The sequence below is a fragment of the Brevundimonas sp. Soil_N_31 genome (assembly GCF_057655995.1).
In genome coordinates, this window is sequence record NZ_JBDGLE010000003.1 from 122,201 (window position 1) to 143,791 (window position 21,591).

Here is a 21,591-nt window from a genome sequence, read left to right on the forward strand (position 1 = left end):
GGCCGAGGCCTAACGAAAAAGGGCGGCCGGTTCGATCCGGCCGCCCTTTTTGTCGTCAGGCTGAAAAGCCTCAGTTCGAGGCCGTTTCCCACGCCGGGGGGCAGCCGTCGAAATCGCCCGCGTCGGCGATGGTCAGGGTCTTCATGTTCAGGCTCATGGCCGGGCGCATCGAGGCGCGGCCGTGGCCGGTGTAGAGGTCGATCTTGGCGCCCTTGATCGCGCCGCCGGTGTCGGAGGCGTACCAGTAGCCGTCGTGCACCGTGCCGTCGGCCATCTGCAGGCCGACCGTCTCGCGGATGAACAGCTTGGTGCGGCGCGGAATGACACGCGGGTCGACCGCGACCGTGCGCATCGGAATCGGGCGGCAGCCCAGGGAATCGTTGCCGGTCGCTCCGCCGCCGCCGGCATGATAGAGGCGGGCCGAGGCGCGCCAGTCGGGATCGCCGGCCATCAGCTCGAGCTGTTCAGCCGACAGGTCCGCCGTTTCGGCGGAATCGATGGAACCGGGGGCCGTCGCGGCGGCTTCTACGATTGCGGCGTCGCGGGCGACGGCCGTTTCGTAAGGGACAGGCTCTCCGGACCCGGAGAAGGCCATGGTCCACAACATGGCAAGCGCGGCGGCCGTGCTCAACATCGATCAAACTTCATGCGGCACCGGTCCCGACACGCTCCGGCAGGGCGGTTTCTGACGACGAATTACGGCGCAATTGCGGCGAATAAGATCAGTCGCTGTATCGGTAGTGGATAAGGCGCAAATGGGGCCAGTCTATCGCGCATCTGTCTCAGACTATCGCGACTATATGATATCAGTATTGGTCGAATTTAAGTTCTATACTGGTGCGCGTCTCTTCGCCGTTAACATCTTGATCGTGCGCGCTAACACTTTATTGGCAAGAAAAGCTGGCCGCGGCGCCAAGATAACGACGGCGTGATCGGTGTTGCAGCTGGCGTGATCGGCGGGTGGAGGCCGGCGCGGGAATGGGATAAGCCGTCGTTTCCCCTTCTGAAATTTCCCACGGCGCCGTCTCATGAACCGACAAGTCAAACGCCTGATGATTTCCGCCGCCGCCCTGATGCTGGTCGCGGCGCCCGCCGTTCAGGTCGAGGCCTGGGGCAGTTCGGGCCACCGGGTGATCGGCGTGGCGGCCATGCGTCACCTGCCGGGCGACCTGCCCGCCTTCCTGCGCACGGCCGGGGCCGCGTCTGACGTCGGCGAATATTCGCGCGAGCCGGACCGCTGGAAGGGCGCGGGCCAGCCGCATGACCGCGAGCGCGACACCGCCCACTTCGTCGACATGGACGATCAGGGCCGGGTGATGGATGCGCGGGGCATGACCATGGCCGACCTGCCGCACCTGAAGTCGGAATACGACGCCGCCCTGACCCGCGCCGGTCTGGACGTGGATAAGGCCGGATACCTGCCCTACGCCATCATGGACGCCTGGCAGAATCTGGAGCGCGACTTCGCCTATTGGCGCGTGCTGACCGCCGCCGAGGCGCGCGAGTCGGACCTGGCCAAACAGGCCTGGTATCGCGCCGACCGCGAACGCCGCGAGCAGTTGATCCTGCGCGACATCGGGGTGCTGAGCCACTTCGTCGGCGATGCGTCCCAGCCGCACCACACGACCATCCACTTCAACGGCTGGGCGGGCGAGACCAATCCCGAGGGCTTCACCAAGTCGCGCCGCACCCACGGCGATTTCGAGGGCGCCTTCACCAGCCGGACCCTGCGTCTGGATGCGGTCGAGGCGGCCATGGCGCCCATGAACGTCGAAGGCTTCGACCTGCGCGCCCGCACGGCCTCGCATCTGAACGCCACCCTGACGACCGTCATCCCCTTTTATCGGATGGAGAAGGCGGGCGCGTTCAAGGACACGGATCCGCGCGGCGCCGTCTTCGTCAATGAGCGTCTGGCGGCCGGGGCTTCGGAACTGCGCGACTTCGTGTCGGCTGCCTGGCGGACCTCGGCAAACAGCAATATCGGCTGGCCCGCGGTCAAGGTCGCCGAGGTCGAGGCGGGCCGCGTCGATCCCTGGACCTCGATGGTCGGCGAGGATTGAGTCGGGTAAAGGGCGATTGATTCAGGCGGCGGCAGGCGGCACACCGGATCGGTGAAACAGAGCCTGATCATTGATTGCGACCCCGGCGTGGACGACGCCACGGGGTTGCTGACCGCCTTCGCCTCGCCTGACCTCGACCTGCTGGCCGTGACCACGGTCGGCGGCAATGTCAGCGCCGCCAAGACCGCGCGCAACGCCCGCATCCTGCGCCAGATCGCCAGGCGCGAGGACGTACCGGTCTACGGCGGCGCCGACCGCCCCCTGCGCCGCGATCCGGCCGGGGCGGGCGAGTTCCACGGGCCTGAGGGGCTGGGCGATCTGACCCCGTTCGAGCCCGCCGCGCCTGTGGCCGAGGGTCCGGCGGCGCAGGCCATCGTGCGGCTGGTGATGGCGCGGCCTGCGGGTTCCGTGGCGCTGGCCGTCATGGGGCCGATGACCAATCTGGCGCTGGCCATGCGGGCCGAGCCGGCGCTGGCGGCGCATCTGGGGCCGGTCGTGGTCATGGGCGGCGCGCGCTCGGAAGGCGGCAACATCACCGCCTCGGCCGAGTTCAACATCTGGGCCGACCCGGACGCGGCGGCCGAGGTCTTCGCCTCGGGCTGCCGCATGATCGTCATGGGGCTGGACGCCACCCATCAGGTGCGGGCGACCGAGGATCGGATCGCGGCGATCGAGGCCCTGCCCACGGCCTCGGCCCGCACGGCGGCAGCCATGCTGCGCTTCTCCCAGCGGGTGGAGCGGCAGGTCGTCGGCTGGGACGCAGGGCCGCTGCACGACCCCTGCACCGTGGCCTGGCTGCTGAAGCCGGAGCTGTTCGAGCTGGCTCCCTGCCGCATCGCGGTGGAGACGGACAGCGACCTGACCCGAGGCCACACGGCGGTCGAGTTCCGCGTCGAGGCGGCCGGGGCGAACCATTTCTGGGCGACGAAGGGCGACGCGGCCGGGATCTTCGCCCTGATCACTCAGCGTTTGGGAGAAGGCGCATGAGGATCACCGTCGTCGGCTCGATCAATCTGGATATGGTGGCGGCGGCGCCGTCCCTGCCCGCGCCCGGCGAGACGGTGACGGGAGCGAGCCTGGCCCGCCATCCTGGCGGCAAGGGGGCCAATCAAGCCCTGGCGGCGCGCAGGCTAGGCGCCGAAGTGTCGCTGATCGGTCGGGTCGGCGATGATGAGATGTCGGGCGCGGCGGTGGCTCTGATGCTGGCCCACGGCGTCGACCTGTCGGGGGTGGAGACGGACCTCGCGGCGCCGACCGGCGTGGCCCTGATCACCGTCGATCCGACGGGCGAGAACCAGATCACCGTGGCCGCCGGAGCCAACCACTTCGTGACGCCTGAGCAACTGCCCGCCCGGATCGAGACGCCGCTGATCGCCCAGTTGGAGCTGCCGATCGAGACGGTGGAGGCGGCGGTCGGCCGCGCCACGGACTTCGTCTGCGTGAACTTGGCGCCCGCCGCGCCGGTGTCGGAGGCCCTGCTGCGCCGCGCCGACCTGCTGGTGGTCAATGAGACGGAGGCCGCCTTCTACGGCGACGCCCTGCACGTCGGCGGCGGGCTGGTGGTCGTGACCAAGGGCGCGCGCGGGGCGGTCATGTATCGGCGCGGGGTGGCGATGGCCTGGGCCACGCCGCCGCGCATCACGGCCGTGGACGCGGTGGGGGCGGGCGACGCCTTCGTCGGGGCGATCGCCGTGGCCCTGCTGGAAGGCATGGAGCCGGACGCCGCGCTTCACTTCGCCTGCGCCGCCGGGGCGCTGGCGGCGACCCGGCCGGGGGCGCAGCCGTCGCTTGGCGACCGCGCTGAGGTCGAGGCTCTGATGGCGGGCTAGGGGAGGCCTAGTCCCGGTCGTAGAGACGCAGCACGGCCAGGGCGCCGATGGTGGTCAGCACGCCCAGCGCAAAGGCGCCGACCAGCGAGCTTGTGGCCGCCGCGGTCGACACCGTGACGGGCCGCTTGGCGTACCACTGAACGATCTCGCCGGCGTGGGCGTGGTCGATGCCCTCGTCATAGGCTTCGTCCAGATAGGTGTCGTCGGCGGCGGCCATCGGCGTCTCCAATTCATGCCTGCGCATAATCCCCGGCGCGTTCGGGCGGTTCCCCTCTCGTGACAGAGGAAGCGGCATCCAGTAAAGGGCGCCCCTCAGCATATTCGACATCTGGCGAGCGACTCCATGGCCGGCCATTCCAAATTCAAGAACATCATGCACCGCAAGGGCCGCGCAGACGCGGTCCGTTCAAAGCTCTTTTCACGCCTGTCACGGGAAATCACCGTGGCGGCCAAGTCGGGGATGCCCGACCCGGCGATGAACCCCCGACTGCGTCTGGCGGTGAACAACGCCAAGGCCGAATCGATGCCGAAGGACAACATCGAGCGCGCCATCAAGAAGGCCTCGGGCGGCGAAGTCGATGCGATGGAGGAGATCCGCTACGAGGGCCGCGGCCCCGGCGGAGTCCAGGTCATCGTCGAAGTCCTGACCGACAACCGCAACCGCGCCGCCTCGGGCGTGCGCTCGGCCTTCGCCAAGAACGGCGGCGCCCTGGGCGAAAGCGGCTCCGTCACCTTCATGTGGGACCGGGTCGGCAAGATCCACTATCCGGCCGAAGCGGGGTCTGAAGACGCCGTGATGGAGGCCGCCATCGAGGCCGGCGCCGCCGACGTCGAGAGCGACCTGGTCAAGCCCGACATCTATGAGGACGCGCCGGGCCACACCATCTGGACCGCCTTCGAAGACCTGAACGACGTGGCCGAGGCCATGTCCAAGGTGCTGGGCGATCCCAAGTCGACCGCCATCGTCTGGAAGCCGCAGTCGGAAATCGACCTGACGGGCGATTCGGTCGGCGTCCTGTTCAAGCTGCTGGACGCGCTGGACGGCGAAGACGACGTGCAGCAGGTCTATTCGAACGAGAACATCTCGGACGAAGACGCGGCCAAGTTCGCGGGCTGATCCGTACGCAATGATCCTGACCCCGGCGCCCTTCCCCTGCGGGAGCGGCGTCGAGGGTTCAGGAACCGGACCTGAGTCCGAAGGCTTCTTAAGGCGCAAGCCTTGCTGCGAGGAGCCCGCACTATGGACATCACCCAGCTGATTCTGGACGATCATGCCGAACAGCGCAGGCTGTTCTCGCTGATCGAGCAGATCAGCGCGGACAATGTCGAGGCGCTGGAGGCGGTCTGGGGACGGCTGTCGGCCTTTCTGGACGCCCACGCCGAGGCCGAGGAACGGCATTTCTATCCCGAACTGCTGAAGCTGGGCGAAGGCGCCAACGACGCCGAGGACGGCACGGTCGAAGGCGAGACCGAGGACGCCATCGAAGACCACAACAAGCTGCGCGACGCGGTCAAGGCGGTGGCCGGGCACAAGGTCGGCAGCCGCGCCTGGTTCGATGCGATCGGCGAGGCCAACGTCGTCAACTCCAAGCACATGGGCGAGGAGGAGCGGCAGGGGCTGACCGATTTCCGCCGGAACGCCGACCTGCAGACTCGGCACGATCTGGGCGTGCGCTTCGCCGCCTTCCAGGCCCGCCACATCACCGGGGTGAAGCCGGTCAACAAAGACCCCGAAGCCTACGTCGAGAAACATGGCTGACGCCGCTTGGCTGGAAACCGTCGTCCTGCCCATCGCCGGCGCCCTGATCGCCGGCGGGATGATCGGCTTCGAGCGCGAGTGGCGCGGCCGACCGGCGGGGTTCCGCACCCACATCCTGGTCAGCCTGGCGTCCTGCCTGCTGATGCTGGCGGCCATGACCCAGGCCGACTGGGCCTTCCGCGCCCTGCCGAACGAGAACATCGTCACCGACCCGACCCGCATGGCCCACGGGGTGCTGACGGGAATCGGCTTCCTGTGCGCCGGGGTCATCTTCCGCACCGGTTTCTCCATCCACGGCCTGACGACGGCGGCCTCGCTGTGGATCACCTCGGCCATCGGCCTGCTGTTCGGGGCGGGGCTGTTCGCCCTGGGCGCGGCGGGAACGGTGATCACGGGCCTGATCCTGGTCGCGCTGCGGCTGGTCAGCGCGCGTCTGCCCGACCGCACCCTGACCGACGTCGAGGTGCGCTGGCGCCGCGACGCCCCTTCGCCCGAGGCCGAGGTCGAGGCCGCCCTGCGCGCGGTCGATCCCAGGCCCGCGCCCGACCGTTTCGAACTGATCGACGACGGCGCCGTGGTGCGACGCAGCTGGCGCATCCAGTGCGAAGGCGAGGCGGCGCTGAAGACCCTGGCGGTGCGGCTGGCCGCCCTGCCCGCGGTCTGCGGCTATGCGCTGGATCCGCGCGACGACTGACGACTTGCCGCAGCCTGCGCGGAGGTCCAACCTGAACGGTCGTTGGGAGCGTTTGGATCATGGCGATCGACTGGGGCGTGACGCATTGGGGCGTCGAGGAACTGAGCCTTCTGGCGCCGGTGGCCTCGGCCATGGTCGCGGGCGGGCTGATCGGGATCGAGCGGACCTATCACGGCCATCCGGCGGGGTTCCGCACCCACATCCTGGTCTGCATGACCTCTTGCGTCCTGATGCTGGCGGCCATGCATCAGGCCAGCTGGGGCTTCGTCGCCCTGCCCGAGCAGCGGCTGGTGATCGACCCGACGCGGATGGCGCACGGCATACTGACCGGCATCGGCTTCCTGTGCGCCGGGGTGATCTTCCGCGAGCGCTTCTCGGTGCACGGCCTGACCACGGCGGCGTCGCTGTGGACCACCTCGGCCATCGGGGTGATGTTCGGCGTAGGCCTGTGGAAGCTGGGGCTGATCGCGGCGGGGGCGACCCTGCTGGTGCTGGCCATTCTGCGCTTCCTCGACGCGCGCCTGCCGCACGTCGGGGTGCTGGACGTCACCCTGCGCTGGACGCGCGGCGCGGCGCCGGAAGAAAAGGCGCTGCGCGCCCTGCTGGCCGAGAACGGCCTCAGCCCCACGCGCATCGGCCATGTCGTCAGCCCCGACGGCCAGATCCACGAACAGCACGTCAAGGCGCGCGGCCCCATGCCGCTGAAGGTCGACGCCCTGTCCCGCGTCCTGGCCGACCAGGCGGGTCTGGCCGGCTTTTCCGTCATGCCGAGGGATGACTGAGCCAACGACTGAGCGCCCGGTCATTGTTCGCTAACCCTCTTTGGGGCAATAGGAACGGATGGCGAACGAAACGACTCGGATCCTGGGGCTGGACCCCGGCCTGCGCCGCACCGGCTGGGGCGTCATCGAAAGCGAGGGCAGCCGTCTGCGCTGGATCGCGCACGGCGTCGTCGCGCCCGATGAAAAGGCGCCTTTCTCCGAACGGCTGCTGCATCTTCTGGAGCAGGTGGGCGAGGTCTGCGCCGCCTATGACTGCGACGAGGCGGCGGTCGAGGAGGTCTTCGTCAACGTCAATCCGGCCTCGACGCTGAAGCTGGGCCATGCGCGGGCGGCGGTCATGCTGGCCCCGGCGCGGGCGGGTCTCAGCGTCGCCGAATACGCCCCGACCCTGATCAAGAAGGCGGTGGTGGGGGCCGGGCAAGCGGACAAGAGCCAGATCGCCTTCATGGTCAAACGTCTCCTGCCCGCCTCGGGCGATGTGAAGGCCGACGCCGCCGACGCCCTGGCCGTGGCCGTCACCCATGCGCATCATCGCCGGTTCAAGGCGGTCGCCGTGCGAGGCGCGGCATGATCGGTCGCCTGCGTGGAATCCTGGCCGAGGTCGGCGAGGCGGAGTGCCTGATCGACTGCGGCGGGGTGGGCTATGTCGCCACCTGCGGGGCGCGGACGCTGGGCCGCCTGCCCGCGCCGGGCGACGAGACCCTGCTGTTCATCCAGAGCCAGTGGAGCCAGGACCAGGGGCCGCGTCTCTACGGCTTCCTGAGCCGGGACGAGCGCAAGGTCTTCAACCTGATGCTGACCATTCAGGGCGTCGGGCCGAAGGCGGCGCTGGGCGTGCTGGACGTGCTGCCGCCCGCCGAATTGGCCGCCGCCGTCGCGCGCGAGGACAAGGCCGCCGTCGGCCGCGCCAACGGCGTGGGCCCGAAGCTGGCCCTGCGCATCGTCACCGAGCTGAAGGGCAAGAGCCTGAGCGAGGGCGTTTTCGCCCCGACCGCGCCGGGCGTCCACGCTGAAACCGCCGTCGCCCCGCCGCCGCCCAGCGTCACCGGCGAGGCGGTCGCCGCCCTGCTGGGCCTGGGCATCGCCGAGGTCAACGCCCGTCGCGCCGTCGATCACGCCCTGATCAAGCTGGGCGAGGACGCCGAACTGCCGCTGGTCATCCGCACGGCCCTGCAGGAGCTGGGACGATGAGGGGCGCTGCATGACCGACGACCGCATCATCTCGCCAGCCCCCGCGCCCGGCGAGCAGTACGACCGCGCCCTGCGGCCCCAGACCCTGTCCGAGTTCGTCGGCCAGTCGGCGGCCAAGGGCAATCTGAAGGTCTTCATCGACGCCGCCCGCGCCCGCTCTGAGGCGCTGGACCACGTCCTGCTGTTCGGCCCCCCCGGTCTGGGCAAGACGACCCTGGCGCAGATCGTGGCCCGCGAACTGGGCGTGGGCTTCCGCGCCACTTCCGGCCCCATCCTGGCCAAGGCGGGCGATCTGGCGGCTATCCTGACCAACCTCGAACCGCGCGACGTCCTGTTCATCGACGAGATCCACCGCATGGCGCCCCAGGTGGAAGAGATCCTCTATCCGGCGATGGAAGACCATGTGCTGGACCTGATCATCGGCGAGGGCCCGTCGGCGCGCAGCGTGCGCATCGACCTGGCGCCCTTCACCCTGGTCGGGGCGACGACGCGGGCGGGGCTGCTGGCCACGCCGCTGCGGGATCGCTTCGGCATTCCGCTGCGGCTGGAGTTCTATACGCCCGAAGAGCTGACGGCGGTGATCCGGGGGGCGGCGCGCAAGATGGGCGCGGCCATTACCGAGGACGGGGCGATGGAGATCGCACGCCGCGCGCGCGGCACGCCGCGTATCGCCGGGCGCCTGCTGCGGCGCGTGCGGGACTTCGCCGATGCTGAAGGCGGCCCCATCGACCGGCTGGCGGCGGCGCGGGCGCTGGCGCGGCTGGAGGTGGACGAGGCCGGGCTGGACAGCCTGGACCGCCGCTTCCTTAAGGCCCTGATCGAGAACTACGGCGGCGGGCCGGTCGGCATGGACACCCTGGCCGCCGCCATCGCCGAGGCGCGCGACGCGGTCGAGGACGTGATCGAGCCCTATCTGCTGCAGCAAGGTTTCATCCAGCGCACCCCGCGCGGCCGCATGGCCTGCGCCCGCGCCTATGAGCATCTGGGCCTGGAGGCGCCGCAAGCGCCGCCCTCGCCGCCGCCCGATCTGTTCTGAAAGTAGCGCGACTCTTTCGCAAGAGGGCTTCACCTCGACGGCAAAGCCGGTCATCCTTCGATTTCCCAGAAGGAGGCGGCCTTGGCCCATCCCCGCAGGATGAACCGGATGATCGTCGTGCTCGGCGCGGCGGTCGTCGTGCTGGGCGGTTTCAGCGTCTACGCCCTGATGCAGGGCGCGCATTTCGGACCGAGGCAGACGACCCCGGCCGAACGCGCCCTTGATCAGGTGCGCGAGCAGATGGGACCGCAGGCCGAAGTGCGCCATGTCGAGTCGGGGCGCGGCCGCGCCGCCTGCGGCTATGCCGGATTGAAGGGCAGCCGGGAGGCGGTGGCCTTTGTTTCGCGGCCCAACCGCATCCTGATGAGCAATGACCCCCTGACCGGCGAGTTCGCGACGTTGAAATCGCGCTATTGTCCGGGCTTCGACGCCCCGGCGCCCGCCGCCGCTTCCGGCAAGAGCTGAGACCATGACCGACCAACCCAGCGCCGGCCGCTTCGACGGCCGCGATCACCTGTTGCCCGTGCGGGTCTATTACGAGGACACGGACTTCACCGGCCTGGTCTATCACGCCAACTACGTCCGCTATTTCGAGCGGGGGCGGTCGGACTTCCTGCGTCTGGCGGGGGTAGGGCATGTCGACCTGCTGGAGCAGGACGAGCCGCTGGCCTTCGTGGTGTCGGACCTGGCGATCAAATATCTGAAGCCCGCGCGGATCGACGACGCCCTGGTGGTGCGCACCCGCTATGAAGCGATCAAGGGGCCGCGCCTGATCATCCGCCAGACGGTCGAGCGCGACGGCGACGTATTGTGCCGGGCCGATGTGACGGCCGTCTGCATCCATCTGGACGGGCGCCCGCGCCGTCCGACGAAGCGGCTGGTCGAGCTGGTGACGCCCTGGCTCTCCGGTTAAGCTTCGCAATAACGAGGTTGTCAGCGGGCGCCCTCGTGACACCGGGCGCGACGCCCGTTAGACCCGCCGCCATGAAACCGCCATGTCCGCCCGGTGCAAAAGGCGGATGAACGGACTTTCCGCCAAGGACCAAGCATGACTCCGCCCGCCGACGCCTCCCTGCTGAATCCCATCGAGCTGTTCATGACCGCCGACTGGGTGGTCAAGACGGTGATGATCGGCCTGGCCGCGGCCTCGGTCTGGTCCTGGACCATCATCATCGACAAGGCGGTGCGCTTCTCGCGCATGAACGCCCGCGCGACCGAGTTCGAGAAGCAGGTCGAAAGCGGCTGCTCGCTGGAGGAGGTCGCCGCCCAGGCGGGGCCGCAGCCGGTCGATCCCTTGCCGCGCATGCTGGTGCTGACGCTGCAGGACTGGCGCGAGGCGCGCACGCGCGGCGCCATGACGGACACGCAAGGCTCCATGCTGATCGCCCGCATCGACCGCGCGCTGGATTCGGTCATCGCCCGCGAGAGCCAGAAGGTCGAGAACGGCCTGGGCGTGCTGTCGGTGGTCGCCACCGCTTCGCCCTTCATCGGCCTGTTCGGCACGGTGTGGGGCATCATGAACGCCTTCGACAGCATTGCGGCGGCGGGCAACACCAATCTGACGACGGTGGCCCCGGCCATCGCCGAGGCCCTGTTCGCCACGGCCATCGGCCTGGCGGCGGCCATCCCGGCCTATATCGCCTTCAACGCCTTCTCGGTGTCGGCGGGCAAGTTCACCGGCCGTCTGGAAGCCTTCGCCGACGACCTGCAGTCGGCCATCGCCCGGCGTCTGGGCGCGCCGGCGACCCCGCCGCCGCCCCCGCCGCCGCCGTCCGACCTGAACCTGCGCCGGAGCGCCTGATCCATGGCCATGGGTGGTGCAGGAGGCTCCAGCGGCGGCCGCGGCCGTCGCCGCGCGCGCAAGCGGCCGCTGAGCGAGATCAACGTCACGCCGCTGGTGGACGTCATGCTGGTGCTGCTGATCATCTTCATGATCTCGGCGCCGCTGTTGACGGTCGGCGTCCCGGTGGAACTGCCCAAGACCGAGGCCAGCGCGGTCGAGACGACCGACAAGCCGGTCACGGTTTCGATCGACCAGAACGGCGCCATCTTCATCGGCGAGGGCGAGGTCCGCTGGGAACAACTGGCCCTGCGCGTGGCTGAAGAGGGCGGCGAGAAGGCGCGCGAAAAGGCCATCTTCATCCGCGCCGACGGCCGCGCCCCCTATCAGGCCGTGGCGCGCGTGATGGCGCGTCTGTCGGCCTCGGGCTTCACCAAGCTGAACCTGATCACCGACACCGCCGCCGACGAGCCGACGGAGGGCTGACGGACCTTGCGCCGCCCCAGCCCCGCCATCCTCGGATCCATCGCCCTGCACGCGGGGGTGGTGGCGCTCGCCTTCGTGTCCTGGTCGTCGAAGGACGAGCCGAAGCCGCTGGTGAACTCCGTGCCGGTGTCGATCGTCTCTGACATCGAGATCGCCGCAGCGCCTGCCGACAATCCGCAGGAAGAACCTTCTCTGGAGGATGGCGAGACGGCCCCCGTCGAGGCGCCGCCCGAGCCGACTCCGCCTGAACCGGAGCCGACGTCGCCCGCGCCGCAACCGCGCCCGACGCCGCCCGCGCCGCAACCGCGCCCGACGCCGCCCGCGCCGCAACCGCGCCCGACGCCGCCCGCGCAGCGTCCGACCCCGACGCCACCCGAGAAGAAGGCCCCGACGCCGCGCCCTACGCCCACGCCGCGTTCGACCCCGACGCCGCCCGAGAAGAAGGCCCCCGCCACGCCGCCGCGCGCCCGCCCGACGCCTGGACTGGACCTTGACGCCCTGGCCGGCCCGCCGCGCCCGACCCAGAACCGCGGCCGTCCGGCGCCGGGCCAGCAGGGCGCGGGCTCCGCTCCGCGCGCGACCGGGCCGCAGCTGGCCGCCCTGGGCGCTCAGGTGACGCCGAACTGGAACCTGAACTGCGACATGCCGGGCATGGACGATCTGGTGATCCGCGTGACGGTGCGGTTGAGCGCCGACGGCCAGATCATCGGCACGCCGCGCCTACAGGACACCCGGAACGACCCGACCTGGCGCGCGGCGTCCGAGGCCATGTTGCGTGCGCTGCGGGCGACCTCGCCCTTCACCGTGCCTGACGGCTTCCAGGCGCAGGAAGTGCCCTTCCGCTTTGAAACCAAGCGTCAATGCGGGAACCGTTAGGACGTAAATCGCCTATCACCCCAAAGTCGCCCAAATCCACGTGAAGCTGGCGATCATCCGCCGCGCTGATGCTAAAGAGGGGCGGCCAGCCTGACCGTAACGACCCGAAGGATCGACCCATGCGCCTGAACCGCCTTCTCGCCTCGGCCGCCGTGCTTGCGATGACCGCGCCCCTGGCGCTGGGCGGGTCTGTCCAGGCGCAATCCGCCCCCGCCGTCGGGGCGCCGATGCAGGATGTGGTGGTGGACGAAGGCGTGCTGCGTCCTCTCCAGATCGCCGTCGTGCCCTTCACCGGCCAGAACGGGTCGCAGATCTCGGGCGTCATCAGCGGCAACCTCAAGCGATCCGGCTTCTTCGATCCGCTGAACCCGGCCAGCTTCGTGGAGACGGGCCTGACCCTGGCCAACGCCCCGAACTTCCCGCAGTGGACCTCCATCGGCGCCCAGGCGGTGCTGTACGGCGGGGTGACGCCGCGCGCGGACGGACGGATCGACGTGGGCTTCCGTCTGTACGACCCCTATCGCCAGTGCCAGCTGGTTTCCTATCAGTTCACCGCCACCTCCGAGCAGTGGCGCCGGATCGCGCACAAGATCTCGGACGTGGTCTATCAGCGCCTGACCGGCGAGGCGGGCTTCTTCGATTCCCGTGTGCTGTTCGTTTCGGAAAGCGGCACCCAGTTGAACAAGCTGTCGCGCCTGACCATCGTCGACCAGGACGGCTACAACCCCGTCTTCCTGACCCAGGGCGACGAGGTGATCATGTCGCCGCGCTTCTCGGCTTCGAACCCCGATGAAGTGACCTATGTGGCGCTGGGCAAGGACTACAGCCGCATCTACCTCTACAACCTGTCGACCGGTCGCCGCGAAAGCCTGGGCGAGTTCGACGGCCAGGTGCTGGCGCCGCGTTTCTCGAACGATGGTTCGAAGATGGCCTTTTCGATCATCCGGGGCGGCAACACCGACGTCTATGTGATGAACCTGCGCAGTCGTCAGCTGTCGCGTCTGACAACCGACCCCGGCATCGACACCTCGCCCTCGTTCAGCCCCGACGGAGCGCAGATCGTCTTCACCTCGGACCGCTCGGGCTCGGCGCGGCTCTACACCATGCGGGCGGACGGCTCGGGTCAGCGCCCGATCAGCCGCGGCGGCGGCAGCTACACCGCCCCGGCCTGGAGCCCGCGCGGCGACCTGGTGGCCTTCACCAAGCAACAAGGCGGCCGCTTCCACATCGGCGTGATGAAGTCCGACGGCACGGGCGAGCGCATCTTGTCGTCCTCCTATTTCGAGGAAGGCCCGTCCTGGGCGCCGAACGGCCGCTACATCGCCTTCGCGCGTCAGAGCCCCGGCGGCGACACCCGTCTGTGGACCGTCGACCTGTCGGGCCGGGTGGTGTCGCAAGCGGGGTATGACGGACGCGGTTCGGACCCGGCCTGGTCGGGTCTGCTGGACGCCCCGCCGGTCAACCTGGGCGTCGGCCAGGGGCCGGATTCCTGCCCGGCCTGACGGGCTTACGGCTTCGTGAGATCACGAGCGGAGCTATTCCCATAAACTGTGCGTTATCGCGTCTGGCGCGGCGCTGCGCCGCGCGTTAGCAGCGCTCGCATACAGTCAAGCTAGAGGCGTCGGCCTCGAACCGAATGAGAAGGAGACGATCCATGAACACCTCCACCCTGATCCGGCTCGCCGCTGTCGGCGTCGCCATGGCCTCGCTGGCCGCCTGCACTAAGCCCAAGGTCGAGCCCGCCGTCCCGGTTGAAACGGCGCCCCCGCCGGCCGTCGGCCCGCAGTATCCGACCGCCCCGACCGGCCCTGTCAGCGGCGGCAACGTCGGCGCTCCGGCGCCCGGCTCGGAGCAGGACTTCGTCGTCAACGTCGGCGACCGCATCTACTTCGACCTGGACTCCTATTCGGTCCGTTCCGAGGCCCAGCCGCGTCTGGACGCCCAGGCCGCCTGGCTGGCCCGCTATCCGCAGGTCACGGTCCGCATTGAAGGCAACGCCGACGAACGCGGCACGCGCGAATACAACCTGGCCCTGGGCGCCCGCCGCGCCGAGGCCGTGCGCTCCTACCTGATCAGCCGCGGCGTTCCGGCCGCCCGCATCGACACCATCAGCTTCGGCAAGGAGCGTCCGATCGCCGAAGGCTCGAACGAGTCGGCCTGGGCCCAGAACCGTAACGGCCGCACCGCCATCGTGTCGGGCGCGCCGCGCTAAGCCGCACGGCGAAAAAAACAGACGGATGGAGGCGTCGGCGCAAGCCGGCGCCTCTTTTCTTTGCGCCTTCACGCGGTCAAAGTCCGCCGCGAATCCTGGGGAGGGACGGCATGGATCTGGAAGCGGCGGGCGGGGCGGTGACGGCGGGCGTCATCGCCGGAGCGATCGAGAAGCCGACCGGCCATGCGGGCGCGCCTCATGGCGCGTGCGCCGACTGCGGGGCCGAGGTCACGGGCAACTTCTGCTCCAACTGCGGTCAGGCGGCTCATGTTCACCGCACCCTGCTGCACCTGGGCGAAGAGATTCTGCACGGGGTCATGCATTTCGACGGGCGGTTGTGGCGGACCCTTCCTCTGCTGATCCTCAATCCAGGGCGGCTGACGCGCGAATGGGCCCAGGGCAGGCGGACGCGCTACGTCTCGCCGCTGGCGATGTTCCTGTTCACCCTGTTCGTCATGTTCTTCGCTCTCAGCTTCATGCCGCATCAGGCGGTGACGCTGCCGTCCCTGCCGCAGCAGATCGAGGCCCAGAAGGAGGCGATAGCCGAAGCGGAGCAGGTCGCAGCCGCCGCCCGCAAGGAAGTCGATGCGGCTGCGACGGCGATGCAGCCGTCGGACGGTTCGCCGCCGGCGTTCAACAGCGGCGCGCGGGCCGGCGCCGCCGCCGGCGTTCTGGCCGGGGCCGAGGCTGGCGTCATCGCTGAAAAGGCCAAGCTGGAGCGTCTGCAGAAAGACGCGGTCGAGGGCCGCAAGGACGGTCTGGCGTCGGGCAGCTGGCAGGCGCAGGTGGCGGACATCGCCGCAAGCGCGGGCGAGAGCGGGCAGACCAACGGCCTGACCAAGGCCGTCGCCAAGAAGCTGAAGAACCCGGACCTGGCGCTCTACAAGCTGCAGCAGACCATCTACAAATTCGCCTTCCTGCTGGTGCCTTTGTCGATTCCCTTCGTGGCCCTGCTGTTCCTGTGGAAGCGGGGCTTCACCCTGTACGATCACGGGGTCTTCGTCCTCTATTCCCTGACCTTCATGTCGCTGTTGCTGATGGCTGTGGTGCTGGTCGCGACGACGCTGAAGGGGGCGGGCGCGGCGGCGGGAACCATCGCGGCCCTGATCGTGCCGGTGCACATGTTCGCCCAGTTGAAGGGCGCCTACAGCCTGAAGGTCTTTTCGACCCTGTGGCGGACGGTGGCGCTGCTGATCTTCTGCGAGATCGCGGCGACGCTGTTCATCGTCTCCATCATCTATCTGGGCCTCGGACATTGATCGGGGCCTTGCCGTCGCCGCAAATCGATGGGACGACAGGACCATGCTGAAGACGCCATTCCGCCTCACCAAACCCGCCGTGCTGACGGCGATCGGCCTGACCCTGATCGGGGGCGCGGTTGTCGCCCAGGTCCAGCCGATGGAGCCGATCCAGTGGGACAAGCGCCGCCTGGACCAGCTGGACCGCAACGTCCGCCGTCTGGAGCGCGCCCTGACCCAGCGCAACGCGGCCGGCGAGCCGGTGCTGGTCGAGACGGATCCCGAGGTCGTGGCCCTGCAAGGTCAGGTCTCGATCATGGAGCGCCGCCTCAGCGACGTGGAGCAGACGTTCCAGCGCATGAACGCCGACAGCGAGCGTCTGACCTTTCAACTGGACGAGGTCACGCGTGAGAACACGCAGATGAGCCGCCGCCTGCGCGATCTGGAAGGCCGCGTCGAGCGCGCCGAAAAGGCCGCCGAGGAAGCCGCCGAACTGAACGGCCCGATCGTCGCCCACTCGCCGACCGGCGACGCGGCGCAGGATCTGCAGGCCGCCATGCGTCTGGCGGGCGAGGACGCCGCGCGCGGCGGACGCGCGTTGGAAACCGTCATCGTCACCTGGCCGAACACGCCCCAAGCGCGCGAGGCCAACAGCCGTCTGGGCGATCTGCACGTCGCCGCGCGCGACAACGCCTCGGCGGTCCAGGCCTACGCCGCCGCCCTGAACGGCTGGCCGCGCACGCCGTGGGCGCCCGAGACGACGCTGAAGCTGGCCGAGGCCCTGCGCGCCACCGACCGCGCGACCCAGGCCTGCGGCGCCCTGACCGAGTTCGGCCGCCGCTACGCCGAGGCGGCTACGGCGGCGCAGAAGACCCGCGCGACCCAACTGCGGACGCGCGCCGGCTGCAACTGATGAGTGACCTGACCGGGCGGGTCTTCGCCCGGCTGGACGCGCGCCTGAACCATCTTGGACCCGAGCCGGTCGCCCTGGCCCTGTCGGGCGGAGGCGATTCCCTGGCCCTGCTGGACCTCGCCGCCGGTTGGGCGAAGGCGAGGGGGCGACGGCTGCTGGCCCTGACGGTCGACCACAATCTCCACCCCGACAGCGCGGACTGGACCCGTTTCGCCGCTGAGGCCGCGCGTGCGGCGGGCGCTGACTGGCGCGGGCTGGTCTGGCAGGGCGCGCGCGGCGGCCCCGGCGTCCCGGCGCGGGCGCGAGCGGCGCGTCACGCTCTGCTGGCCGAGGCCGCGCGGGAAGCAGGCGCGCGCGTCATCCTGACCGGCCACACCGCCGACGATGTCGCCGAGGGCGACTGGATGCGGGCGGACGGCGCGACGCTGGGCCGCCTGCGCGAGACGTCGCCGTCGCCTGCCTGGCCGGAAGGGCGAGGGCTGTTGCTATTGCGGCCTGTGTTGGGCGAGGGGCGCGAGACGCTGAGGGATCATCTGCGCGCGCGCGGTCTGACGTGGCTGGAAGACCCCGCCAACGCGGACCTGCGCTACGGGCGGGGCAGGGCGCGGGCGGCGCTGGCGCGGGCAGAAGTCCCTGCTGCGTTGTCGGCGATTGTTGTTCATGCGAGCGCGGCCCATGAGCCGGGCGATCAGGCTTGGGCCGGGGTTCTGTCTTTGTCGCGTGATCTGCCCGCCTCGACGCTGGCCGCCGTCCTGCTGTGCGCAGGCGGAGGCGCGACGCCGCCGCGCGGGGATCGCCTGGCGGCCCTTCGGGCGCGGCTGGCGGCGGGGGAAGACTTCACCGTCGTCCTGTCCGGCGCTCGCGTCGAGGCGTCAGGCGAGCGCGTTCAGGCGATGCGCGAACCGGGCGAGTGGAAGCGTCGTCCGCTTGCCTCTCTGGCCCTGACGCCGGGGCGGCCGGCCGTCTGGGACGGGCGTTTCGAGATCAAGACCGAACAGCCGGGTCTGCGCGTCGCAGCGGCGGCTGGACGGCTGGCGCAGTTGTCGGAGCGGGATCGCGCGGCTCTGGCGCCGCTTCCGCCCGCCGCGCGGGCCGCCGCACCGATTCTTATCGACCCCGAGGGGCGGGCGGTGCTGGCCTGGCGCGGGGCGGATGTAAGGGCGCTGGGGCTGCGTCGCCTGGCGCTCGCTTTGGCGGCTTTCGGGGGCGAAACGACGCAGGAAGACGGACTCTTTCAAACCCTTCATGGCGAAACGCCGCCGTCTGACCTATTTTCAGACGAAGACTGCTGATCGACGGGCCGAGCGCGGCCCCGTCGAGGAACCGAGGACCGAATGAACCTGCGCAATTTCGCCATCTGGGGCGTGATCCTTCTGGGACTGGTGACGGTCTACGCCGCGATCAGCCAGAACGGCGGCGCCCCCGCCATGCCGGGCGCCAAGGGCGCGGCCGCCGCCGGCCGCCCCGAACCCATCACCTATTCCCAGCTGATGACCGCCGTGGAGCGTCAGGAGATCAAGTCGATCGTCGCGCGCGGCGAGACGATCACCGGCGTCTTCAAGAACGACAGCAAATTCACCGCCGTGACGCCGGTGCCGAACGCCGAGCTGGTCGAGCAGATCCGCAAGTCGGGCGTCGAGGTCGAAACCAAGAGCACGCGTCAGCCGTGGTGGTCGGGCCTGCTGGGCCTGCTGCTGCCGGTGGCGCTGATCATCGGCTTCTGGCTGTTCATCATGAACCGCATGCAGGGCGGCGCGAAGGGCGCGATGGGCTTCGGCAAGTCCAAGGCCAAGCTGCTGACCGAGCACAAGGGCCGCAAGACCTTTGACGACGTCGCCGGCGTGGACGAGGCCAAGGACGAGCTGCAGGAGGTCGTCGACTTCCTGAAGGATCCGGCCAAGTTCCAGCGTCTGGGCGGCAAGATCCCCAAGGGCGCGCTTCTGGTCGGCCCTCCGGGTACGGGCAAGACCCTGCTGGCGCGCGCGGTGGCGGGCGAGGCGGGCGTGCCCTTCTTCTCGATCTCGGGTTCGGACTTCGTCGAGATGTTCGTCGGCGTCGGCGCCAGCCGCGTGCGCGACATGTTCGAGCAGGCGAAGAAGAATGCCCCTTGCATCATCTTCATCGATGAGATCGACGCCGTGGGCCGTCACCGTGGCGCCGGCCTGGGCGGCGGCAACGACGAGCGCGAGCAGACGCTGAACCAGCTGCTGGTCGAGATGGACGGCTTCGAGGCGTCCGAGAACATCATCCTGATCGCCGCAACCAACCGGCCCGACGTGCTGGACCCGGCCCTGCTGCGTCCGGGCCGCTTCGACCGTCAGGTCGTGGTGCCCAACCCCGACGTCTCGGGCCGCGAGCGCATCCTGCGCGTTCACATGAAGGACGTGCCGCTGGCCGCCGACGTCAACGTCAAGACGCTGGCGCGCGGCACGCCGGGCTTCTCGGGCGCGGACCTGGCCAATCTGGTCAATGAGGCGGCCTTGATGGCGGCCCGCAAGGACCGTCGCATGGTCACGCATCGCGACTTCGAGGACGCCAAGGACAAGGTCATGATGGGCTCCGAACGGAAGTCCATGGCCATGAACGAGGAAGAACGCCGCCTGACCGCCTATCACGAGGCGGGTCACGCCATCGTCGCCATCAACGTCAAGATGGCCGACCCGGTGCACAAGGCGACCATCGTCCCGCGCGGCCGCGCCCTGGGCATGGTGATGCAGTTGCCGGAAGGCGACCGCTATTCCATGAAGTTCCAGCAGATGATCGACCGCATCGCCATCATGGCCGGCGGCCGTGTCGCCGAAGAGTTGATCTTCGGCCCGGAGAGCATCACCTCGGGCGCCAGCTCGGACATCGAACAGGCGACCAAGCTGGCGCGGGCCATGGTCACGCGCTGGGGCTTCTCGGAGCGCCTGGGCACGGTGGCCTATGGCGAGAACCAGGAGGAGGTCTTCCTGGGCCACTCGGTGTCGCGCAGCCAGAACGTCTCGGAAGAGACGGCCCGGATCATCGACGAAGAGGTCCGCCGCATCGTCACCGAAGGCTGGGAAGAGGCGCGCCGCATCCTGATCGACAAGGCCGGGGACCACGAGAAGCTGTCCCAGGCCCTGCTGGAGTACGAGACCCTGTCGGGCGACGAGATCAAGGATCTGCTGGAGAACGACCAGCCGCCCAAACGGGACGACGAGAACGACACGGTCGCCAAGCCTTCGGTCTCGGTGCCGGTGACGCCGGTGTCGGACGGCGTCGAGGTTGAAACGGTCAAGTCGTCGGAACCGGCCGCCGCGCCGACGACAAGCGTGCCGACCGTCTGATCTTCCGGACAGGCTGAATGAAGGAGGGGCGGGCCGCGAGGCTCGCCCTTTTTTCGTGCGTGCTGACACATAATTCGACTCATGAAGACTTGTTTGTAATTTAAACTAGTCTGTGAGATATGGCGTTATCCGAAACAGGAGGGCGCCATGACGGCATCCGCATTCGAACAAACCGAACGCGTTCACGGCCTCGACGGGCTGCGGGGCGCGGCCTTGCTGCTGGGGGTGGTGCTGCACGCCACCCTGTCCTTCTTTCCCGCCCAGATCTGGGTCGTGGCCGACGACCAGAAGTCGGTCTGGGCCAGCGGGCTCTTCTTCGTCATTCACCTGTTTCGTATGGGGAGCTTCTTCCTGATCGCCGGCCTGTTCGCCCGCATGATGCTGAAGCGGCGCGGCGTGATGGGCTTTATCAAGGATCGGATGGTCCGCATCGCCGGGCCGCTGGCGGCCTTTTGGGGGCCGGTGCTGGCGGGGATCGTGGCGGTGCTGATCTGGAACGCTTTGCTGATGGGGCTGGCCGCCGCCGACGCCCCGCCGCCGCCCAAGTATGACTGGACCAACATCCCCCTGACCCATCTGTGGTTCCTGTGGGTGCTGCTGTGGCTCTACGCCGCCCTGGTGATCGTGCAGGTCGTCGTCGCTCGGCTGGACCAGGCGGGGCGTCTGGGGCGAGGGCTGGACCGGCTGGCGGGCGGCCTGATCGGGCCGTGGGGGCCGCTGGTGCTGGGCGCGCCTTTGGCCCTGGCTCTGTGGTTCGAGCCGAACTGGATCGCCTTCTTCGGCATTCCGACGCCGGACGCGGGTCTGGTTCCCGAGATCTCGGCCCTGGTCGGGTTCGGGCTGGCCTTCGGCGTAGGCGTGCTGCTGGACCGTCGGCGCGACCTGCTGAAGCGGATGGAGGTCTGGACGCCGGCTTGGCTGGGGCTGGCCCTGGGCGCGGGGACGACGGCGCTGATGCTGTCAGGCGGACCGGCGCCCGTGCTGACGCCGATGACCGATCCGGCGACCAAGGCCATGACGGCGGCGGCCTTCGGCGTGGCGACCTACGCCAGCATGTTCGCCGTCGTTGGCCTAGCCCTGAGGTTCTGGTCGGGCCACAGCGCCCTGAGGCGCTATCTGGCCGACGCCTCCTACTGGATCTACATCGTCCATCTGCCGCTGGTGATGGCGGCCCAGGTGGTGGTGAAGGATTGGCCGCTGGTCTGGCCGATCAAGCTGATGATCGTGACGGTCGGGGTCATGGCCGTCTGCCTGGCCAGCTATGAGCTGATGGTGCGCCACGGCTTCATGGGGCGCTGGCTGAACGGGCGGCGCGTGCCTTGGCGCAAGGCGCGTGTCAGCGTCCCCGTCGCCGCCGAATAGCTTGCCAACCTTGGCGGCTGCGTCCATCCGAGAAGGCAGCCGCGTCGCGCCAGGAATCACCC

At 69.3% G+C, this 21,591-nt stretch carries 24 protein-coding genes; 22 read left to right on the plus strand and 2 right to left on the minus strand.

Annotated features, from left to right (window positions below; all coding sequences use genetic code 11):
- Window positions 1-70 precede the first annotated feature (70 nt).
- Window positions 71-634, minus strand: coding sequence for a 3D domain-containing protein (locus AC3A3G_RS05955; protein ID WP_087138784.1), 564 nt, complete (start codon window positions 632-634; stop codon window positions 71-73).
- 394 nt (window positions 635-1,028) lie between these two features.
- On the opposite strand from AC3A3G_RS05955, the gene AC3A3G_RS05960 reads away from it, so the two are divergent.
- From AC3A3G_RS05960 to AC3A3G_RS05970, 3 genes are read left to right on the plus strand one after another with little or no spacing between them, the layout of a single operon-like run.
- Window positions 1,029-2,060, plus strand: a complete 1,032-nt coding sequence (locus tag AC3A3G_RS05960; RefSeq protein WP_487487763.1) for a phospholipase C/P1 nuclease family protein — start codon at window positions 1,029-1,031, stop codon at window positions 2,058-2,060.
- 51 nt (window positions 2,061-2,111) lie between these two features.
- Window positions 2,112-3,047, plus strand: a complete 936-nt coding sequence (locus AC3A3G_RS05965) for a nucleoside hydrolase (protein ID WP_200167065.1) — start codon at window positions 2,112-2,114, stop codon at window positions 3,045-3,047.
- Window positions 3,044-3,889 (plus strand): ribokinase, encoded by an 846-nt coding sequence (locus tag AC3A3G_RS05970; protein WP_200167067.1) that lies wholly within the window; start codon window positions 3,044-3,046, stop codon window positions 3,887-3,889. Before AC3A3G_RS05965 ends, AC3A3G_RS05970 begins: the two co-directional genes overlap by 4 nt.
- Before the next feature lie 7 nt (window positions 3,890-3,896).
- Here AC3A3G_RS05970 and AC3A3G_RS05975 read toward each other — a convergent pair whose 3' ends face one another.
- On the minus strand, window positions 3,897-4,106 hold the full coding sequence (locus tag AC3A3G_RS05975) for a hypothetical protein (RefSeq protein WP_087140890.1): 210 nt from the start codon (window positions 4,104-4,106) through the stop codon (window positions 3,897-3,899).
- 126 nt (window positions 4,107-4,232) lie between these two features.
- Between AC3A3G_RS05975 and AC3A3G_RS05980 the strand changes: the two genes are divergently transcribed.
- From AC3A3G_RS05980 to AC3A3G_RS06070, 19 genes are all read left to right on the plus strand, one after another.
- Window positions 4,233-5,006 (plus strand): YebC/PmpR family DNA-binding transcriptional regulator, encoded by a 774-nt coding sequence (locus AC3A3G_RS05980; RefSeq protein WP_125900570.1) that lies wholly within the window; start codon window positions 4,233-4,235, stop codon window positions 5,004-5,006.
- A gap of 123 nt (window positions 5,007-5,129) precedes the next feature.
- The gene (locus AC3A3G_RS05985) at window positions 5,130-5,648 is read left to right on the plus strand and encodes a hemerythrin domain-containing protein (protein WP_200215627.1); all 519 of its coding nucleotides are present in this window, start codon (window positions 5,130-5,132) and stop codon (window positions 5,646-5,648) included.
- A complete protein-coding gene (locus AC3A3G_RS05990) occupies window positions 5,641-6,342 on the plus strand; it encodes an MgtC/SapB family protein (RefSeq protein WP_125900572.1) in 702 nt (233 codons plus the stop codon). The genes AC3A3G_RS05985 and AC3A3G_RS05990 overlap by 8 nt, the downstream gene beginning before the upstream one ends.
- Before the next feature lie 59 nt (window positions 6,343-6,401).
- Window positions 6,402-7,124, plus strand: coding sequence for an MgtC/SapB family protein (locus AC3A3G_RS05995; RefSeq protein WP_125900573.1), 723 nt, complete (start codon window positions 6,402-6,404; stop codon window positions 7,122-7,124).
- Window positions 7,125-7,182: 58 nt separating this feature from the next.
- Window positions 7,183-7,695, plus strand: a complete 513-nt coding sequence (gene ruvC / locus AC3A3G_RS06000) for a crossover junction endodeoxyribonuclease RuvC (protein WP_200215629.1) — start codon at window positions 7,183-7,185, stop codon at window positions 7,693-7,695.
- Window positions 7,692-8,315, plus strand: coding sequence for a Holliday junction branch migration protein RuvA (ruvA, locus tag AC3A3G_RS06005; protein WP_200215631.1), 624 nt, complete (start codon window positions 7,692-7,694; stop codon window positions 8,313-8,315). The genes ruvC and ruvA overlap by 4 nt, the downstream gene beginning before the upstream one ends.
- Window positions 8,316-8,325: 10 nt before the next feature.
- The gene (ruvB, locus tag AC3A3G_RS06010) at window positions 8,326-9,351 is read left to right on the plus strand and encodes a Holliday junction branch migration DNA helicase RuvB (protein WP_200167075.1); all 1,026 of its coding nucleotides are present in this window, start codon (window positions 8,326-8,328) and stop codon (window positions 9,349-9,351) included.
- Between the two features lie 81 nt (window positions 9,352-9,432).
- On the plus strand, window positions 9,433-9,816 hold the full coding sequence (locus AC3A3G_RS06015) for a hypothetical protein (RefSeq protein WP_234287621.1): 384 nt from the start codon (window positions 9,433-9,435) through the stop codon (window positions 9,814-9,816).
- Window positions 9,817-9,820: 4 nt separating this feature from the next.
- Entirely contained in the window at window positions 9,821-10,264 is a 444-nt protein-coding gene (ybgC, locus tag AC3A3G_RS06020) for a tol-pal system-associated acyl-CoA thioesterase (protein ID WP_200215633.1), read from the plus strand.
- A gap of 135 nt (window positions 10,265-10,399) precedes the next feature.
- Window positions 10,400-11,152 (plus strand): protein TolQ, encoded by a 753-nt coding sequence (tolQ, locus tag AC3A3G_RS06025; protein ID WP_200215635.1) that lies wholly within the window; start codon window positions 10,400-10,402, stop codon window positions 11,150-11,152.
- Window positions 11,153-11,155: 3 nt separating this feature from the next.
- Entirely contained in the window at window positions 11,156-11,617 is a 462-nt protein-coding gene (locus tag AC3A3G_RS06030) for an ExbD/TolR family protein (protein ID WP_087140878.1), read from the plus strand.
- Between the two features lie 6 nt (window positions 11,618-11,623).
- The gene (locus AC3A3G_RS06035; protein WP_487487764.1) at window positions 11,624-12,493 is read left to right on the plus strand and encodes a hypothetical protein; all 870 of its coding nucleotides are present in this window, start codon (window positions 11,624-11,626) and stop codon (window positions 12,491-12,493) included.
- A 119-nt stretch (window positions 12,494-12,612) separates the two neighbouring features.
- The gene (gene tolB, locus AC3A3G_RS06040) at window positions 12,613-13,995 is read left to right on the plus strand and encodes a Tol-Pal system beta propeller repeat protein TolB (protein WP_487487765.1); all 1,383 of its coding nucleotides are present in this window, start codon (window positions 12,613-12,615) and stop codon (window positions 13,993-13,995) included.
- Window positions 13,996-14,147: 152 nt separating this feature from the next.
- Window positions 14,148-14,705, plus strand: a complete 558-nt coding sequence (pal, locus tag AC3A3G_RS06045; protein WP_200167086.1) for a peptidoglycan-associated lipoprotein Pal — start codon at window positions 14,148-14,150, stop codon at window positions 14,703-14,705.
- A 110-nt stretch (window positions 14,706-14,815) separates the two neighbouring features.
- The gene (locus tag AC3A3G_RS06050) at window positions 14,816-15,964 is read left to right on the plus strand and encodes a DUF3667 domain-containing protein (protein ID WP_200167088.1); all 1,149 of its coding nucleotides are present in this window, start codon (window positions 14,816-14,818) and stop codon (window positions 15,962-15,964) included.
- A gap of 43 nt (window positions 15,965-16,007) precedes the next feature.
- Window positions 16,008-16,856 carry a tol-pal system YbgF family protein gene (locus tag AC3A3G_RS06055; RefSeq protein WP_200167090.1) on the plus strand — a complete coding sequence of 283 codons (849 nt, stop codon included), beginning with the start codon at window positions 16,008-16,010 and terminating at the stop codon, window positions 16,854-16,856.
- Window positions 16,856-18,148, plus strand: a complete 1,293-nt coding sequence (gene tilS / locus AC3A3G_RS06060) for a tRNA lysidine(34) synthetase TilS (protein WP_487487766.1) — start codon at window positions 16,856-16,858, stop codon at window positions 18,146-18,148. Before AC3A3G_RS06055 ends, tilS begins: the two co-directional genes overlap by 1 nt.
- Before the next feature lie 42 nt (window positions 18,149-18,190).
- The gene (gene ftsH, locus AC3A3G_RS06065; protein WP_368923638.1) at window positions 18,191-20,167 is read left to right on the plus strand and encodes an ATP-dependent zinc metalloprotease FtsH; all 1,977 of its coding nucleotides are present in this window, start codon (window positions 18,191-18,193) and stop codon (window positions 20,165-20,167) included.
- A gap of 147 nt (window positions 20,168-20,314) precedes the next feature.
- Window positions 20,315-21,529, plus strand: a complete 1,215-nt coding sequence (locus AC3A3G_RS06070; protein ID WP_487487767.1) for an acyltransferase family protein — start codon at window positions 20,315-20,317, stop codon at window positions 21,527-21,529.
- Window positions 21,530-21,591: the final 62 nt, after the last annotated feature.